This window comes from Vibrio sp. 11-4(1), from assembly GCF_013048625.1.
In the GTDB taxonomy this organism is placed as follows: Bacteria; Pseudomonadota; Gammaproteobacteria; order Enterobacterales; family Vibrionaceae; genus Vibrio; species Vibrio diabolicus.
Genome location: NZ_VHSY01000001.1, coordinates 365,201 through 385,251, shown reverse-complemented (window position 1 = coordinate 385,251; position 20,051 = coordinate 365,201). Strand labels below are relative to the sequence as shown.

The following is a 20,051-nucleotide window of genomic DNA, read 5'->3' as shown; positions in this document are numbered from 1 at the left end:
CGATAAATTGATACCTATCAAGACGATAGTTTGATATTGCCTCTTCATAAGTTTATTGCTTTTTAGGTTTATGACATTTTTGAAGAGGCAATTTTATATCTGCTTTAATCCAATACTGATTGAATAATATCAAATGCTTTTTCTATTTTTGGGGTAGGGATAATGCCAAACCCAAATAAGAGGGCATTAGAATGATTGTTGATAGAAAAATGCGATGATGGATAAACCGCTACATTGGATGAAGCAAGCTTATTCACCATTTGTGTCGCGCACCCCGATACTTCAGCTGCTATATGCAATCCACCTTGGCTCTGAATACGTTGTAAGCAATCTACGTTGTCAATTAATTGAGTGAGCTTATGATACCTTTCGCTATAGATTTTATTCATATTGAGTAAATGGTGAGAGAAATGACCGTCACGCATGAATTCGTCAAGTAGGATTTGAGACACTACAGATGTACTTCTTCCCAAGTGCCATAACATATTTGAAATTGGCTCTATTAAAGACTTTGGTGGAATCATATATCCAATGCGTATGCCGGGAAATAGTATTTTAGAGAAACTGCCTATCATTATGACGCAGTCATTTTTGTCTTGTGACTTCAGAGCTTGCTTACTGGTATTGAGATAGTGATATTCCGCATCATAATCATCTTCGATAATGATTGCGTTATTAAATTCTGCCCACCTCAACAGTTCTAACTTTCTTTCTACGGAGTAGCTAAAGCCTAAAGGGAACTGATGACTAGGCGTTGTATAAATAATTTTGGTATTAGAAGGGATTGATTCAACGACAACGCCTTGGTTGTCCATCGGTACGGTGCCTATTTGCGCGCCAAGCAATCGAGCTTGATTTCGAAAAACAGGATATCCTGGATCTTCCGTCGACACGAGGTCCCCCGGAGAGAGTAATGTAAGGAGAGTCGTCATTATTGCCTGCTGGCATCCTTGCGTAATGATGATGTCTTCAGGATCACAGATTACGCCTCTCGAATGTCTTACATACTCGCAGATAGACTCTCGTAAACAAGCTAGTCCTTGCAAATCACCACCATGTGCAAACTCTGGAGTTAATGCATTGAGCCTACTCAGTCTTGAGTGTCGCCAAATATGCTTTGCTATTCTCTGATGATCAGGAACGCCTAAAGTGAAGTCATAGTCTAGATTCTTTGGTGCGATGATCTCTGGCTTTTTCGCTGCGTTAGTGCCAAACACCCCTAGTTGGTAGTGTTTTATTGGTCTCTTATCTTGATTCACCGTTTGTTCTAGAGCATTACTTACGTACGTGCCAGACCCTGCCTTTTTTACTATCCACCCCTCGAACTGAAGTCGCTCATACACCGAAATGACAGTGTTTCTTGCTATGCCTAACTTTTTAGACAACATGCGAGTCGACGGTAATCTCTCATTTGAGCGTAATCTGCCTTCTAATATCCCTTGGTATATCTCGGAATAAAGCTGTTGGCTGGTGACTTTTCCAGTTTCGAAGTGTAGTGAAAATGGCATCGTTTTCTCTGTAGACGTTGAAAAGTGGTTCTAAATCGTTGTGAGGATGTGGATCTGTATATACCAAGTATATCTACCTAGTATACCGTTATCGTGATATGGAGAAAGCGTAATTGAGTACACTATTTCCCCATCTTGCAAACGGATGTTAATTACATTCGTATCTAATCGGCCTACCTATCAACGGTGATCAGGTTTAAACCTGTTTATATCGTACTAAAAATTTGAAGACATAGTGTTATTCATCGGGGGTTAACGATTGGAGTTCTTCAAGTCAGGATTACTTTTATATAAAAAGCTAAAAGCCTTGGAATAAACTAGAAATTAATTATAAGTGAAAATTAAAAATTGAGGGTTCAATGAAACTAAACAATGCCTTAGTGGCCATTTTATCGCTCACTTCTTTCGTCACGTTTGCGAAAACGGAGTTAACGGTTAGCAGTCAATTAAAGAGCATAGTTGATGAATGTGCTAAAGGATTAATGAACGAATACGACATTCCGGGGTTGGCTGTTGCAGTAACGATTGATGGTAAGCGTTATTTTTACAATTACGGTTTCGCTGACGAAAGTACGGGGAGTTTAGTCACCAACGACACAATTTTTGAACTCGGCTCTATCAGTAAAACTTTTGCCGCTACTTTGATTGGGTACACCCAAGAAAAAGGTAAGTTGAACATGGATGACAAGGTCAAAGATTATATTCCAGAATTAGAAAATAGTGTCCTGGGTAATACCAAGCTAGTTCATGTCGCAACCTACACTGCAGGTGGTCTACCATTGCAATTTCCTAGCGAAGTAACGAACGACGCTGAAATGATGCAGTACTACAAAACGTGGAAACCGGAGTACGAAGCCGGTACGAAGAGGAAGTACTCAAACCCTAGTATTGGTCTATTTGGCTACATCGGTGCCTTGAGTATGAAGTCAGACTATACGGAAATGATGGAAACCGTCATCCTACCTGAGCTCGGTATGACCAATACCTTTGTCGATGTACCAAAGGATAAGCTTAACAACTATGCTTTTGGTTATAGTTCTGAGGGAAAACCCGTTAGAGTTAATCCAGGTATTCTTGATGCACAAGCCTATGGTATTAAATCAACAAGCTTAGACATGCTTCAATATATCGAAGCAAATATGGGTCAAGCGCAACTTAATACGGATATAGAAAATGCGCTAGAGCGAACTCATACTAAGTATTTTGATACCGACACGTTTACGCAAGCCGTAGGGTGGGAAGGTTATGATTACCCCGTTTCACTTTCGCAATTATTGAAGGGTAACTCCAGCGATGTAATTCTCAACGCTAAACCGGTTCAAGCAAGTGTATCCGGTACTCTCGGTCGTGACGTTTGGTATAACAAAACGGGCTCAACAGGTGGCTTTGGGGCATATGTCGCGTATGTACCCTCTGAAAAAATAGGCATAGTGATTCTGGCGAATAAAAACTACCCTAATGCAGAAAGAGTAGAGGCTGCTTACAATATTATTAGCTCGGTAGTGAAGTAAATTTTAGTGGTAATAGGCACTACGTAATTATTAGAGCTTATTTAGATACATACTATCTGCATTGTTTTATTCGATAGTATTTATAGGAGTATTCATGAAAACTAAGCATTGGTCTAAGGTGACTTTGCTACATGAAGTTGTTACGAATCCAAATATAACGATTAAAGGTAAACATAGTTATTACAGTGATTGTTGGGACGCCGGTTTTGAGGAGTCCGTTGTAAGATATCTACAAGGCGATGAGTTCAGCCGAGATTGGGAACCAAAATGGAAGATTGATAAGTTACATATAGGTGACTTTGTCTGTATTGCAGCGGAAGTTGTGATTGTTATGGGGGGAAATAGCACACATAGAGCTGATTGGTTCTCCTTGTACCCATTTATGGACTTTATTGAAGAAGCGTATGTCGGGAAAGGAGATACTCACATTGGCGATGGCGCCTGGCTCGGTATGCGATCCATGATAATGCCGGGTGTGACTATCGGAGAAGGAGCAATCGTTGCGGCAAACAGCGTGGTGACGAAAGATGTTGAGCCTTACAGCATGGTTGCAGGCTCACCAGCTAAGCATATCAAATATCGCTTTTCTCTAGAGACGATAGACGAACTACTCGCTCTTAGGATATATGATTGGCCTGATAAGAAAATCGACAGTCTGAAGAGGTTGTTACGTTCAGACGATTTAGAAGGGCTGAAAAAGGCAAGCGCTGAATACGATAGAAATCATTCAGTAGAGTGACGATGTCACTATTTTAAAAAACAGAAGAGGCTCATTATAGAGCCTCTTTTTATTGTGATGGATATCTGCAACCACCACACTTCCTTATCAACTCATCATTCAGCAAGTCGCCAACTAGAATCGGAAACCTTTTAGTTTCATCTTTGTAGGAAAGGTTACCTCAATAGTTGGCTCTTTCAATTGTTAGCAGAGACGCTCATAACTGTTTTGTTTGAGCAATTCGGTTAAGTCGCCTTGACCATATTTTAGAGTTGCTTGGTGTTTTTGATGTTGAATGACCTGATCAAAAGTAGGTCGAGTCACTGAACGAAATACGCCCACGGGTACGGGAAAGTCTGGATAGCTCAAGTTAGCAAGCGCATAAGCATAGTATGACTCCTCGCATTGACTGGAGTGGAGCAAAAGGTTCGGGGCCTCTGATTCGACAATCTCGAAACCAAACCCTCTATTGATCAACGCTTTTGAGTGTGTTTTACCAAACAATAACGGTTCATTATCTGAGAGATAAAGTAGATGTTCGCTTCTATTAGCTGGGCCGTTGTAAGGTTCGTGCACTTTATCGTTAAAAATGACACAGTTTTGCAGGATTTCAACTACAGCAGTGCCCGAATGCGCGGCGGCAGCCTCTAACACCATCGTCATGTGTGCAGGATCATTGTCTGATGTTCGTGCTATGAACGTAGCACCTGCGGATGCTGCTAATGCCAAAGGCTTAAGCGCTTGATCGGGAGAGCCTTCAGGGCTCGACTTAGAAATGAAGCCCTGTTCGCTTGTCGGGGAAAATTGGCCTTTGGTCAGTCCATAGACAGCATTATTAAAAAGCAAAATTTTAATGTCTTGGTTGCGTCGAATCGCGTGAATAAAGTGATTACCGCCAATACTCAGTGCGTCACCATCGCCAGTTACAACCCAAACATCTAACTCTGGATTGCTCGCTTTTACACCAGTAGCGATGGCAGGGGCACGGCCGTGAATCGTATGAAATCCATAAGTATCGAGATAATAAGGAAAACGAGATGAGCAGCCGATCCCTGAGATGAATACGGTGTTCTCTTTAGTTCGACCTAATCGTGCTAGAACGGACTGCATCGTTTTTAATACGTTAAAATCACCACAGCCTCGACACCATTTGACTTCAACATCAGAAGCGAAATCTTTGCGGTTGAGTACCTTAGTCGTCATTTTTAATTTCCTTCAGGTGGTGGTTGATAGACTCAATGACCTCGTGAACTTTGAATGGTAACCCCTTAACTTGGGTTACGGAGCGTGCCGAAATGGCATATTGTGAGCGAATCACTTTAACGAGCTGCTGGTTATTCAACTCAAAAACAAGCACATGTTTGAATTGGCTAATGAGCTCTTCCAAATTGACTGGAAACGGGTTTAGATATTTAATATGGGCGTGGGCAACCGATGCGCCTTGCTTTCTCAGATGCTCAATTGCGGTCGACACAGAACCTTGCGTGCCTCCCCAACTTAGCACTAGCAGTGAGTCTTGAATACTGCCTGTTAGCGTTTGTTTAGGGATGAAATGGCAGATGTTATTTATTTTTTTTGCTCTTTCATCAGTCATGCGCTGGTGGTTTTCAGGATCATGAGAAGGGTTGCCAGTAATCGCTTGCTTTTCTAACCCTCCAATGCGGTGCATTTTCTCTTTTGTACCAGGCGTGACCCACTCTCTGCTGTAATACACGTCATCACGGGCATAGGGATAAAAAGGGCTTATGTTTGCTTTTGTTGCCTCGGCAGTGAACTTAATCTCATCAGGGTCGGGCACGAGCCAAGATTCGGAGCCGTTTGCTAAGTAGCCGTCACTCAATAAGATCACTGGCGTCATAAATGTAGTAGCAATTCGACAGGCCTCGATTGCCATGTCAAAGCAGTCTGCGGGAGAAGCAGGAGCCAACACTGGGAGTGGTGAATCCCCATTTCTACCATACAAAGACAAAAGCAAGTCTGATTGCTCTGTTTTAGTCGGTAGGCCAGTTGAGGGGCCTCCACGTTGTACGTTGATAACAACCATTGGCAACTCCGCCATCACGGCAAGGTTAATGGTCTCTGCTTTCAAACATAATCCAGGGCCAGACGTTGATGTGACTCCTAAACCGCCAGCATAAGATGCACCTAAAGCTGAACAAGCAGCTGCAATCTCATCTTCTGCTTGGAATGTCGTGACCCCAAAGTGTTGATAGGTTGATAGTGTGTGTAGAATATCTGAGGCGGGTGTTATGGGGTACGAGCCCAAAAATAGCTGGCGTTGGAGTTTTTCTGCTGCGCATATTAACCCAAGCGATAATGCTTCGTTCCCTGAAACCGTGCGATACAAGCCAGCTTTATCTGCTACGGGAGCAACCTGAAAACAGTCGCTGAATATTTCGGTTGTTTCAGCATAATTAAATCCCGACTTTATGGCTAAAGTGTTTGCCTCTCTCGCTTGCGAATTGTCAGCGAATTTATTATTTAGCCATTCAATGGTCGGTTCTAGCGGACGGCTGTAAATCCATAAAACAATACCAAGCATAAAAAAGTTTTTGCTTCGCTTCACTACTTTAGGCGCAATGTTTAACTCAGAAAGAGATTGAACGGTTAAACGCGTAAAACTGTCACTAATCACTCGATAATCTGCGAGGCTACCATCGCTCAATGGGTTAGATTCATAGCCAGCAAGCTCAAGGTTTTTTTTATTAAAACCATCGAGATCAATAAGCACCAAACCGCCTTCAACGAGTTGTGAGATTTTGGTTTTTAATGCAGCGGCATTCAGAGCGATTAAGACTGAAAAATCGTCGCCAGGAGTATAAATCTCTGTTGAGGCAAATTGCATCTGAAAAGCCGATACTCCAGATGTGGTTCCTGCCGGAGCCCGTATCTCAGCTGGATAATCAGGTAACGTCATGACATCGTTTCCTTGTTTCGACGAGTTGTCTGAAAAGCGTTCTCCAAGTAATTGGATACCATCTCCAGAATCGCCAGCAAAACAGATCACTTCGCGTTTAAGTTGAATTATTGTCATTAAAACCTCTTACCGTGTTAGAGCAAGTTCAGTATGTTTCATTGCACTTAATGAGATGCAATGGAATAAAGGTTGGAGAAAATGCCGTAAGCACGAGCATTATGAGTGTAGAGTTAATGGTGTTGGCTTTATTTGTCGTCTCTGAGGTCAGTAGAAATATCCATAGCTAGGTATGCTTTTCCGAAATACTAGAAAAGTTTGCATGACACAAAAATACTTTTTCTGTCATATTAGATGTGATTATTTTTCATTAATTCTGAGCGTTATGGATAAACTGTCATTAATAAAGTTGTTTGTATCTGTTGTGGACTTAGGGAACTTTACAGCAGTCGCGAATCAATTAGGGCAGTCGCCTTCTACTGTTAGTAAAGCGATTGCTCGCCTAGAACAGGATTTGGGTGTTCGTTTAGTTCACCGTACAACACGTCAACTCCAGCTCACTGAAGCGGGGTTTAACTACCTTGAGACGGCAAGAGAAGTGATCAACTTGCTCAAAAGTAGTGAAGAGCAGCTTCATCAAAGTATTGCATCTCCGTTTGGTACACTTCGTGTCAGCCTTCCTTTATCGTTCGGGCAAAACTATATAACTCCGCTGATTCCAGAGTTTTGCGAACGTTACCCTGAAGTGAAGTTGGATCTTAGCTTTTCCGATGAATACACCAGTATATTGGAGAGTGGGATGGACGTTGCTATTCGAAGCGGGAGACTAAATGACAGCAACCTGATTGCGAGGCGATTATGTCCTATTGATATGGGTATGTTTGCCAGTCCGGAGTACATAAAGAAGTTTGGTCGGCCTCAGAGTGTTGAAGCGCTTAACCAGCACAAATGGATAATGTACCGCTATAAACAATCGGGGCGCTTGCTTACCTTGACGATGCCTTTAGATGGGCAATTAGTAGAATTTAGTCCTACACATCAAGTGACAGTAGACAATGGTTATGCGATGGCCTCTTTAGCGAGTTTAGGAGCAGGGATTGCTCTGATGCCCCAATATCTTGCTCGAGACTTAGTGCAGCAAGGTAAGCTGATGTTGGTTTCTGAACCTCAAAGAACCGATGGTCAAGGTGTCTATATATACTATCCAAGTCGTAAGTTTGTGCCCGCGAAAGTAAAAGTATTTATCGACTATATTATTCATAAACTTGATGAGCAGGGAGAGGCGATCAACAGCAGTTGGATGCTGAACCATTAAAGCTCTTGCTGGAGGACGATAGCTTTTTCTGAAGTCTAAGCGTGTTACGTGCCAGCAAGTTTGCTACATTCAGTTGTGCCCACAAAAATATTAACCCATGGGCTGCAAACAAAGATTCGAATCACTAAGAGCCACATATAGCGGCTCTTTTTTGTCCTGAACTTGGAAAGTGGCGACAGGTCTTGAAGTGCTCAGAGGGTTACGAGGACTCGCTTCAGATAAATGAAGAAAGATCGAACCGAAGTATGTTATTGCCGGTTTGACTGTCTATACCGTTGCCATTCCGCTGTTAATTCTGCTTTTTCTTTTCTCGCTGCAATCAGCATTTCTATATTAACGTCAGTGTTTGGGTGCTTTTGAATGTATCGCTCGTAATCAATCGGAATACCATTAATGTGCAGTTCAAGGTGTAAATGCGGCCCTGTTGTTCTTCCTGTGTTACCCGTTTTTCCTATCACTTGTCCTCGGCTGATCTTCTCGCCAACGTGGACGTTGCGTTGAGATAAGTGTAGGTACCGTGATACCGCACCATTTGTGTGGCGGATATTAATGTAGTTGCCCGCAAAACGGTTGTAACGAGACTTTAAAACGATACCATCAGCAATACTACGAATCGGTGTACCTACTGGTGTTGCATAGTCAGTGCCTAAGTGCGGAGTCGTTATATTAGTTACTGGGTGTGTTCGTTTTAAGTCATAGCCAGAGCTTACTCTGTAGCTTTTATCAAAGGGATCTGAAAATCGGAGTTTATTTTTTATTGACACGCCATGTTCATCAAATATGTTACCTTGCCCATCATTGATAATAAATAAATCGGTTTTACTACCTAAATAGTAAAAAGAACTAATATAGGTTTCATTTCTACTATTTAACTTAGTTCTTAAGATAAAATGGTCATCTCTCTTAACTGAATCAATAATATTAAAGTTACTTTTAATAAGGGCCAATAGCAAATTAATCTCTTTTTGACTTATCCCTGATTTTAACAATGAAGCGACAAACGAGTACTCAACCACACCTATGGTGATTTTTTGTCTAAGAGTCCCCCCCTCAAAAGGTGCTTGAACTCCCTCATTCTTGAACTCCAAAGGCTTAACGGTAGGCAGTCTATCCATGGGAGTGAGGATGTGGTGAGAAAGCGACACGCTAATAAAAATGAGTAAGGCAATGGTGAGAAGGGTTGCGGTAGGAGTTCGCACACTCCTTTTTATTATTAAAATAGTCATTAGTTTTGGTGGTTTATCAAGGCTGACAGTTGTGCGTAGAGTATAATATTTTAAATAAAACCTAGCATTAAAGTATGGCTAATTCCTCCGTTTTAACTAAGTGAATAATTATAGGTGATGATTTTAATTTAATAATTTAGTAAAAGTGACGGTTGGTCTGGTGTTTTTGGCTTTTTAAATGGTGTTATTGTCACGTTGAGAAAATATTTTACAATAATATAATCTCGGCAAAATATATTTTGCCAAATTACTATGTTCGCTAAAAATACGCTGAAATTAACATTAGGTCTTACGCTTACATCTCTTTTATTGAGTGCATGTGGTGGTGGTGATGGAGGAGACAACACACCTCCAGCTAGAAGCAAAGGAAGCATTTCCGGTATGGTTTTTGACGCCCCTGTAAATGGCGCAAAGATTGAGGTTTTCGAGTTCAAAAATGGAAACTTAGGCCGGAAGTTGGCTAACACGACGTCTGATGCGTTCGGAAACTATCTGCTAGAGTTTGAATCGTCTTCAATGCCTCTTTTTGTTGTTGCAAAAGAGGGGAGTTATACCGACCCGTTTACGAATGAAACGGTATCAGTGAGCAATGCGAAGACACTTAAATTTGAAGGTGTTGTGAACTTTAAAGAGGGGAGTGAGCAAAAGTTAATGCTTACTCCGCTGTCGAACTTGGCAGCAGGCTTGGCAAAGTACAAAATTTCTCAAGGATCCACAGATGAGAGTGCCTTTTCAACCGCTTTGGATAGTATCAATAGCATGTATGGGTTTGACGTAAATGAGACCAAACCTATTGATATAACCAAAGGTGGGCAAAGCAGTTTTGCTAGTGCTGGGCATCAATACGGCGCTTTATTAACTGCATACTCGTCTTACTCTTACGATCTTATAAAAAAATACGGCAACAGCGATAACGTCTACACTTCAATGCATTTCGCTGACATCCAATATCGGGATGTTATTGCAGATGGTGTTCTTGATGGTCTTGAAGTGAGCCAGACTTCAGGAGCAGTGACTCCCCTCAGCTTTGGACAGAAAAAGATAAATAGCGACATTTATACACGTGATTTATCTCAGCATGTTCTGATCGTGGTAAACGATCCAAGTGTCAATATCTCTGGTACTGATGCCGCAGACTATGTCGACTTTAGTAAGAAGCTTAATGACTTAGGTACATATGGCAGTACTGATGGCGTCATTCCACCGCGAGATGGTACGGATATCGATACAGATGCGCCAATAGTTACTCGTACGGACAGTGATGTACTCGCTGGCACTGACAAAGTTGATCTAAAGATTGTAGATGATATCGGTGTAGAAGACGTATCCGCCTTTATTCAGTATCAGATTAATGGCTCTTGGTCTGGTGAATTTCAATGTAACGACATACAAGATTTTGGAAGCACATTCTGTTCGGTTGAATTTGATGATTTTGAAGTTGGCCTTCGAGAGACCAACGTTAAAGTTAACATTAATACCAAAGAGATCGATAGTGTGGATATGAACCCTGCCACAGGGCTCTCAAACGTAACAGCAGCACGATTAGTCTTATATACAGCGGATGTATTGGGTAATGAGTTAATTCCAGGCAGCCATTCGGGTCTTCATATCAACTTTGAATGGGATAACGATGCGCCTGTTATTGATATTACATCGGCGAGTGCAATTAATAATCAACTTAAAGAGTATGTTCTGAAAGGGGTTGTAAAAGAAAGCTCGCAAGAGATCAGTTCGGTCAGTATTTCATTTAAAGATGGCTTACATGAGGACGTCACATGTTCTCCTGTAACGGTAGAGTCTGGAAACGCTTGTGAGTTTAGTAAGGCTTACCCAACTGATGAATTCCTATCTACGACGGTCTTTGAGGTTCGAGCGAAGGATAGCAAAGGTAATACGGGCACCGCTCAGCATGCAGTAAGTCGTGACGATCAAGCGCCAGCACAGACGATAACCTATCCTGAAGGTACGTCAATGACGTACGTAAATGTGGGTTTAGATGGTGAACGAACCACTTACGATGGTATCTACTCTCAAGATACGTATACCCCAGACAATGTTCAAGCGAGCCGCGATTTCTTGAAGATTGACTATGCGTACGCAAGTATAGGGATTCAGAACTCATTAAAAGGGATAGATTTTAGTAACTTCAACGCTAATTTATTGAAAGAGAATAAAATCCCTTATGTTCGTGTGAAAGTATCAGACGTAAATACCGATACGGTTTTAGGCTCCAACGCTAATAAGCTTAAGCTCGTCGTCAAGTACTACGTAAGCCAAAACAACGATAACAACTACTCACTTCAGCAAGTTATTGATACAACTGCATCAGATGACGATTACATCGCAAAAATTCCGCACGAAACGCTGTTAGATAGCAATGGGCGAGTAGAGGATGTCATCTATTACATTCCGTTTGTAAGAGATATTTTGGGTGACAGCTTTAAATCGGTATCAGAAAACAGTAGTCAAAAGTTAGTCATTCAAACCGTCGATGAGTCTGATAACGAAAGCACTCCAAGAGAAGTATATTTTAGAAGTAGCTTTGACCTACCAACCATAAAAGTGGTGACACCATTTATTGGTGCGCGAGCGCAACTTGAAGGGTTGAGTCCAAATGGTGAATTCACTTCACTTGCGAGTTGTACCACTATCCAACAATTGGAAAGTGATCAATCAATGGCTCTTGACGTCGCGAGTTGTGAAACCACAACTGATGTTGTGAATTATGACTTCATGCGTGTTCGTTTAATTGGTATCGAGGGCAGCGAGCCATACTACTATCAATGGAAAAGAAATCCAGGAACCAAAAAAGTAACGGTTGATTTAAACAAGGCCAATATTGGCGTGTACTTTAAGCTCAATGGCTCTCAGACTTACTATATTACTGAACTATCGACATATCAGACTAGCTTGTTTGATTTCCAGTGGGATCAAGTCACTGCCGGAGAGAAAACTTCTGAGCGTGCGATTCAAATTCTTGATGAGGTGCGCTACGCGTTATCAGGTACGAACAACAACTCATTCTTTGGGTTTGATCCAACGGTTGTGCCTTATGCAACGAACGAAATGCTTGCTACCAAAGCGATTCCAGAAAAGCCATCAAACGATTATCTACACCGATTTCTTGTCGAAGCTATCGATAGTATTGCTCAAGGAATGCCGAGAAATAACTCATTAGATTTTGCCTCCGCTATTTACGATGATTTGAGCTTTGATGGAAAAGCGAATGGTATTGGTGTTGGTGGACGTCAGGTTATGCTCGATTCTTATCAATTTGGTTCCGATACTTATCGAAAGGATTTAGCGCAATCGTATTACGAAATCATGGCGAGCAAATACGGTATTGAGACCAATATCGCGCAGCTCTATGCTGATGATATTTCGATGGCTAATCCTAACTTAAATGGTAAGAACATTTTTGATACAGAGGGTAGCAGTATCGATATCTTGCCTCCACAGCCCAAATTAACGATTGAAAGCGGTCGAGAGACGATGGTTGGCAATAAGCTTTATATTGCTGGTGAAGTTGTTTCTAAAATTGTCCTAGACGATCCTTCTGGTATTGTAGAAACCGACGCTTATGGTCCGAAGTTTAGCACGATGTGGTATCAAGCCAGTGAGCCAAACATTGAAATACCGCTGGACATCAACATTGTAGAGAACCCTGGCAACAGCAATGCTTATCGAAAAGAGTACCTCTTTACCCTTAACTCTCAGTCTAGTGAACTAAAAGATATTGTAGAGTTTGCTGTGGAAACCAGTGCCATGGACCCACATGGCAATGCGTATGGTTACGATGGCAAAGCTCCGTTTATAGAAACGGTATTTATTGATAATGATTTCCCTAAAACGAGTTACCTCCCACCTAATGACGTCGACGGTAAACCTGTAGAAGACGGTATTTATTTAAATGCCAAAAATACCCATGAATTGACCTTCAAGGTTGAAGATGTTGTGGGTGACAAGCTTTCTTCAAGAGGTCTTGTTTTCTACCAGCAAACGGGTGAAAAAGTCACATACACACCAGAGGACTTTGCGAATAACTCGAAAGACGCCTTTAAAGTCAAATTATGTACGGGGGAGCTTTGTTCAAATCAAGGCGCGACGATTTACCCGGGTGATGGTGATTGGCTAGTCGTTGCAGCGGCAGAGGATAATTTAGGTAACTCCGTTTCAGAGTTAACTAGCACGGCTCCGAGATTCAATATTCGTATCGACTCTGAAGCTCCTATTGTAAAAAGTGAGCAGGTTCAAAGCCGTTTAGGCGGTAACAACCAATGGACACCTGTCATTGATTGGGGGACGTTAAGCCCCGGCAATAATGTAAAAATAGATCTTCGCCGAGGATCTGGTCAGGCACTGACATTAGAAAGCTGTGACCCTATAACAGAGACGTGTGACGTACCATACCTAGTTGGTGAACAACCTGACGTCAAAGTCCAACTGGTTTCAAAAGCATTTGATTACGATGAATGGAATGAATTTTATGTCACTGCGACGGACAACGCTTACCCTGCCAATGTTAGTACAACAGGGAAATTCACATTCCAAGTCGATAACAAAGGTCCAGAAATCATCCTAAATACGCCTTGGGTTGAAGACACATTGTCCAAAGAGAACTATGTTGTCGGGCGTGAGTTCAACGTGCGATTTAAATCCGTAATAGACGATTCAGACATTGAGCAAGTCTCTCTATATCAGAATGGTAAAGATTCGCCAATTAAGACAATTGTGCCAACGGATTCATCTAAAGAGTTTGTAATGTCTCTCATTAAGAGTGACACAGATAAAATAGACATTTCTGAAGATGAAAAAACGACGTCACTGTATGTAAAAGCAACCGATATTTACGGTTTTGAATCTAGTTCTAACACGAGCAAGGTTATTCTTGATCGTGATGGGCCAACATTAGGGTTAAGTGGTTTCAATGCGAATGACTACTACTTAGGAAACTATGTCTTTGACCTAACGGCGTTAGATCTAAATGCCAACGGTGATGTTTCAATTAATGGCGTAAATCGAGAAAGCCTAGAGTATTGGACGTTTAGCGATCTTGAGCCATTACCTGGATCTCCAGGTAAAAAAATCAATGAAGATCTCAAAGTGAGCCTTGGTGATTTAGGTACGGGTACACACAAGGTTCGTTTAAAAGGGTCTGATGTTCGTGGCAACACAACCTTAACCAGTGGTGAGCAAGATTTTACCGTTAAAGTGTACAATTCCATCCCGCAGGTGACGCTGGCGATGAGTTACACGGATGGAACGCCAATTACAAGCAACACCATCTATCAAGATGGGAATATCGTACTTACGCTTGATATTGTTGATGATAGTGGCGTTGATCGAATTGACTCAACGTATAGATTTTCTGGAGAGCAAAACGGGACTAACTTTACGTTCTCAGAAACCGCAGATGGCACTTGGACGGCAACGCTGCTTTCTACACAAATTGCCAAAGATGGTAACTATGAACTTGATATAAAGGTTTACAACAAAGTTCGTTACCTTGACGAAAAAGACAGAAAGGTTGGAAAAGTAAACCAAACCTTTAGCGTACAGCGTGAAGGCGTGGTTCTCTCGGTTGCAAGTCCGCTGGACTTCCAAAACTACTTATCTGATGGTGTTCTTGATGTCACCTTTACTACATTGAGTGCGGTCAAAGCCAAAACGTTAGAGTGTTGGGTTCGTGAAGAGTACAACTCTCTAGATGCACCACCAACTAATGAGCAACCAACTTCTGGTGTTATCAACGTATCGCAAGAACCTTACAGTTGTAGTGTCAATGTTGGGCAAAACATGACAAAGGCACCTGTCACTTTGATCACTAAAACCTTGGGTACAAATGGGCGTGAAACGATCAACAAGTTCAATTTTTCGATGGTGGATATTGATGCACCAACAGTCGTTGATGGTAACTCATACAGTTTTAAAGGAAGTGATGTTTGGTTTGATGAAGCTTTGAAGAAGAAGATGCTCACATTTGAGCTCTCTTTCAATGATGCTTTATCAGGCGTGAATACTGAAAGTTCAGATAAATATCCAAAGTTGGTTCGTAATCTTGGCAACAAAGCTTATACACCAACGACCTGTGCCAAAGGTGTTGGAAATATCAAGTGTACGTACTCTGAATCCTACGCCGATATTATTGATGGCCTGAGTACAACTCAAGAATACAAAATCAAGAACGTATCTGATTTAGCAGGAAACTTGACGCCAGAGCATGATCTACTGCTTGAATTACCTAAAGGTTCAGTAGTCGTTGAAATTACTGATCCGGTTGGAAACACAACCATTAATGGTCAGCAGCTTGTCGCTAAATTCAGAATTAAGTTGTATGAAAATTCTAGGCTAGACAATGTGATGGCCAGATTTGGAACGGAATCCTACAACTATAAAGATAATCCGGAGAAGTTTGCGCAACTGGAAGTGTGTGCAGATGACCCAACCTACAAGTGTTCAACATTTACGAGTGAACTTCCTAGCGATGCTGATGGAAAAACGATCAGGACAACGATTACCGCAACAGATGTGTGGTCGAGAGTCGGTGAAGCGACCGTTGATATTAAAGTTGACAACACACCTCCAAGTGTTGGCGATGAGATTATCGTAACCGAATCGCCAACAAATCCTGATAATGTTCGTTTTCGTTTTGACATAACGGACACTGGTAGCAGCCTCGCAAAAGTAAACTACTCGGTTTTAAACCCGAGTTATCAAGAAGAAAGAGTAGAGGATGGGAATGGTTCATCTACGTACTTTGAACTATCGAAATCTCAGTTAGAGGGGCGTGGTTCAATCACAGTAGACATCAAAGCGACAGATAGCGTCGGACTGTATTCTGATATCAGAAAAGTCATTGATATTAGTGTTCCTAAAGTCACAGTTGATTTCGATGGAATTACGAGTTTGCAGGGTGGGAAACTGTTTTTAACCAAGGCGAGCCAGCCGTTTACGGTATCTACGGTGGAAGGAGAAAGAGTGAAAGCTTCACAATATTCTGTGGAGCTTATTTCAAGCCTCGGTGATTCCTTGCGTTACTCAGGTGATGTTATCTCATCTAGTGGTAATGGAATGATGAACTTTGCCGTCGATAACCAAGGGTCATATACCCTTAAGGTGACGGTGACGGACTCAGTTGGAAGAGAGAATACAAGCTTTGAATTACTAGGCAAAAGTTATGATGGACAAGTTATCGAGTCTATTGTTGATTATGACGTTCCAAGTATTTCTGGCTTAAGTGCTAATCAAATCTCTAAGGTACCGACAAACGATAAGTATCAGCTGGAAATTAGTGCATACATTACAGATAAAAATTTAAATCTCGTCACGTCAAAAGCGGTGAGTGGTGGCAGCACTGTGGCTCCTCAAGCGATTACTGAGCCGACAACCGAAGCGGGGCCTTATGTCATAAGCTATTTGTTACCTAAAGGCGATCATACGATCACGGTGTCAGCAACAGACAAGGTGGATAACAAGAGTGAAAGTTCTATTGACGCGCATGTGGAAGCGGCAACCGTTCCCGGGCTAAGTATCTCTACCGCCTCAAGCGCCCCTCTTTTTGGAGGCGAAGAGATTACGCTTGCGTTTAACTTTACAGAAGAAGTTACGAACTTTGATATCTCAGATGCCCATCTTGTCGCTAGTGATAGCGGTGCAACAGGAACGTTAAAACAAGATACTTGGTCGACTTCAGACAATATTACGTGGACGGTTAACTATGTCAGCCCAGAAAAACAAGATAAAAATATCACTATTCAGGTAGAAGACAATAGCTATCAAAGTACCAACACAATTCCTGGAAAAGGAAGCAGCTTAAGTATCGCGGTTGAAGGAACCTTACCAAAACTAACCAATGTGACATTTAACCCCGAGCATCAGAGTGAGGGTCAAAGCGTGAATGTATCGCTTGAGTTTGATAAAGAGCTCCAAGAGGCGACCGCTACGCTAGGCGGCAATCGCATTAGTTCTCTGTCAGCAACGGCAAATAAAAAGGTCTGGGTTGGTGATGTACAAGTTCCGAGCACCGCGCTGTTAAGTGTCGACTTGGTTGTTAGTCAGTTTAAAGATTTGACTGGTAACATAGGGGAGGATAACACCGCTCACGAATTACCGATCACACCGACCTTAGCTATTACGCCAGTGGGCAGTGTGGATGAAACGCATGCCGCCACGTTAGAATTCGAAGGCACGTCGACACGCTTTGACGGTCAGTCCCTTCGTCTTGAAGTGAAAGCCCAAGGCGGCGTGACGGTATTGAAAAGCAGCAGTGCAACGGTACAAGCTGGTGGCACTTGGACCAGTGACGCAATGGACATGAGTCACCAAACCAACGGTACTTACACCGTGATTGTGACAGGGACGAACTCAGCGGGTATTGAAGTGAGTGAAAGCCAGAGCTTTACACTCGCGCAGTCTCTGCCAACCTTGACTAACGTGACGTTTACTCCTGAGCACCAAGCCATCGGCCAAAGCGTGACGGTGACGCTGGAATTCGATAAAGCATTGCAAGCTGCCGTTGCAGAGTTAGGTGGCACAACGATCACCTCATTAGTGGCAACAGCGGACCCAGGCGTTTGGACTGGTGATGTGGTGGTACCAAGCACGTCAGAGCTCAATGTGGCGTTACTGGTTCGTGACTACCAAGACTTATCAGGGAATACCGGTAGTCAGAACACGGCTTACTCCATGCCAATCACGCCGACCTTAGCTATCACTCCAGTGGGCAGTGTGGATGAAATGCAAGCCGCCACGTTACAATTCGAAGGCACGTCGACACGTTTTGACGGTCAGTCCTTGCGTCTTGAAGTGAAAGCCCAAGGCAGCGCGACGGTATTGAAAAGCAGCAGCGCGACAGTACAAGCCGGTGGCACTTGGATCAGTGACGCGATTGAGATGAGTCACCAAACCAACGGTACTTATACTGTGATGGTGACGGGGACGAACTCAGCGGGTATTGAAGTGAGTGAAAGCCAGAGCTTTACACTCGCGCAATCCCTGCCAACGCTGACTAACGTGACTTTTACGCCAGAGCACCAAGCCATCGGCCAAAGCGTGACGGTAACGCTGGAATTCGATAAAGATCTGCAATCCGCAGCGGCGGAGTTAGGTGGTACAACGATCACTTCATTAATGGCAACCGCGGACCCAAATGTTTGGACTGGTGATGTGGTGGTACCAAGCACGTCAGAGCTCAATGTGGCGTTGCTTGTTCGTGACTACCAAGACTTATCAGGAAATACCGGTAGCCAGAACACGGCTTACTCCATGCCGATCACGCCAACCTTAGCTATTACGCCAGTGGGCAATGTGGATGAAACGCATGCCGCCACACTACAATTCGAAGGTACGTCGACACGTTTTGACAGTCAGTCCCTGCGTCTTGAAGTAAAAGCCCAAGGCAGCGCGACGGTACTAAAAAGCGGCAGTGCGACAGTACAAGCCGGTGGCACTTGGACCAGTGACGCAATGGACATGAGTCACCAAACCAATGGCTCTTACACCGTGATGGTGACGGGGACGAACTCTGCGGGTATTGAAGTGAGTGAAAGCCAGAGCTTTACACTCGCGCAGTCTCTGCCAACCTTGACTAACGTGACGTTTACGCCTGAGCACCAAGCCATCGGCCAAAGCGTGACGGTAACGCTGGAATTCGATAAAGATCTGCAATCCGCCGCAGCGGAGTTAGGTGGTACCACGATCACTTCATTAGTGGCAACCGCGGACCCAAGCGTTTGGACTGGTGATGTGGTAGTACCAAGCACGTCAGAGCTCAATGTGGCGTTGCTGGTTCGTGACTACCAAGACTTATCAGGGAATACCGGTAGCCAGAACACGGCTTACTCCATGCCGATCACACCAACCTTAGCTATTACGCCAGTGGGTAATGTGGATGAAGCGCATGCCGCCACGCTACAATTCGAAGGCACGTCGACACGTTTTGACGGTCAGTCCCTGCGTCTTGAAGTGAAAGCCCAAGGCAGCGCGACGGTACTAAAAAGCGGCAGTGCGACAGTACAAGCCGGTGGCACTTGGACCAGTGACGCGATTGATATGAGTAACCAAACCAACGGCACTTATACCGTGATTGTTACAGGGACGAACTCAGCCGGCATTGAAGTGAGTGAAAGCCAGAGCTTTACACTCGCGCAGTCTCTGCCAACGCTGACTAACGTGACGTTTACGCCTGAGCACCAAGCCATCGGCCAAAGCGTGACGGTAACGCTGGAATTCGATAAAGCATTGCAAGGTGCTGTGGCGGAGTTAGGTGGCACAACGATCACCTCGTTAGTGGCAACCGCGGACCCAAGTGTTTGGACTGGTGATGTAGTGGTACCAGACTCGTCAGAGCTGAATGTGGCGTTACTAGTTCGTGACTACCAAGACTTATCAGGAAACACCGGTAGCCAGAACACGGCTTACTCCATGCCAATCACACCAACAATACATCTAGATGCTATCAACGATGTTGCTGGAGTGGAAAGCGTGACAATAAGTGGTAGCAGTGAACGATTTGAAGATAGTGAGTTCATAGATATCAAAGCAGTCGACGCTGATGGTACAGAAGCCACAGGCATGGCAACCGTGTTTTCAGACTCATGGACAATTGACTTAGATCTTTCAGGACTGAAAGACGGGGCGGTGACGATTTATGTGAATGGTACCAACAAGCTGTCTGCCTCTGCCGAAGAGGCTCAAGCAACATTTAATTATGATCGCTTCGCAAGTACAGCCTCCTTAGGTGCTGTTTACAACCGATATTTTAGTGAGAACAAAACTTTAAAAAATGCGGCATAAATAAAGCGAGCGTTTAGCTCGCTTTATTTGGGACTTTTTGTGATATTTATCAAAATAATTGCCTT

At 43.2% G+C, this 20,051-nt stretch carries 8 protein-coding genes; 4 read left to right on the top strand and 4 right to left on the bottom strand.

Translation table 11 applies throughout. The annotated features are described in order from the left end of the window. Positions 1-104 precede the first annotated feature (104 nt). Entirely contained in the window at positions 105-1,508 is a 1,404-nt protein-coding gene (locus FKN16_RS01535) for a PLP-dependent aminotransferase family protein (protein WP_170901847.1), read from the bottom strand. 359 nt (positions 1,509-1,867) lie between these two features. On the opposite strand from FKN16_RS01535, the gene ampC reads away from it, so the two are divergent. Continuing rightward, the gene (gene ampC / locus FKN16_RS01530) at positions 1,868-3,019 is read left to right on the top strand and encodes a class C beta-lactamase (RefSeq protein ID WP_170901846.1); all 1,152 of its coding nucleotides are present in this window, start codon (positions 1,868-1,870) and stop codon (positions 3,017-3,019) included. 94 nt (positions 3,020-3,113) lie between these two features. Then, complete coding sequence (locus FKN16_RS01525) at positions 3,114-3,758, top strand: CatB-related O-acetyltransferase (RefSeq protein WP_170901845.1); 645 nt, start codon at positions 3,114-3,116, stop codon at positions 3,756-3,758. A 183-nt stretch (positions 3,759-3,941) separates the two neighbouring features. Here FKN16_RS01525 and FKN16_RS01520 read toward each other — a convergent pair whose 3' ends face one another. Beyond that, on the bottom strand, positions 3,942-4,940 hold the full coding sequence (locus FKN16_RS01520; protein WP_170901844.1) for a 2-oxoacid:ferredoxin oxidoreductase subunit beta: 999 nt from the start codon (positions 4,938-4,940) through the stop codon (positions 3,942-3,944). Further along, the gene (locus FKN16_RS01515; protein ID WP_170901843.1) at positions 4,930-6,771 is read right to left on the bottom strand and encodes a 2-oxoacid:acceptor oxidoreductase subunit alpha; all 1,842 of its coding nucleotides are present in this window, start codon (positions 6,769-6,771) and stop codon (positions 4,930-4,932) included. The genes FKN16_RS01520 and FKN16_RS01515 overlap by 11 nt, the downstream gene beginning before the upstream one ends. Before the next feature lie 265 nt (positions 6,772-7,036). On the opposite strand from FKN16_RS01515, the gene FKN16_RS01510 reads away from it, so the two are divergent. Beyond that, positions 7,037-7,966 (top strand): LysR family transcriptional regulator, encoded by a 930-nt coding sequence (locus FKN16_RS01510; protein WP_006741107.1) that lies wholly within the window; start codon positions 7,037-7,039, stop codon positions 7,964-7,966. A gap of 248 nt (positions 7,967-8,214) precedes the next feature. Here FKN16_RS01510 and FKN16_RS01505 read toward each other — a convergent pair whose 3' ends face one another. Beyond that, positions 8,215-9,192, bottom strand: a complete 978-nt coding sequence (locus FKN16_RS01505; RefSeq protein WP_170901841.1) for a peptidoglycan DD-metalloendopeptidase family protein — start codon at positions 9,190-9,192, stop codon at positions 8,215-8,217. Positions 9,193-9,573: 381 nt separating this feature from the next. Between FKN16_RS01505 and FKN16_RS01500 the strand changes: the two genes are divergently transcribed. Further along, a complete protein-coding gene (locus FKN16_RS01500) occupies positions 9,574-19,986 on the top strand; it encodes a tandem large repeat (RefSeq protein ID WP_170901840.1) in 10,413 nt (3,470 codons plus the stop codon). The last annotated feature ends 65 nt before the right edge of the window (positions 19,987-20,051 follow it).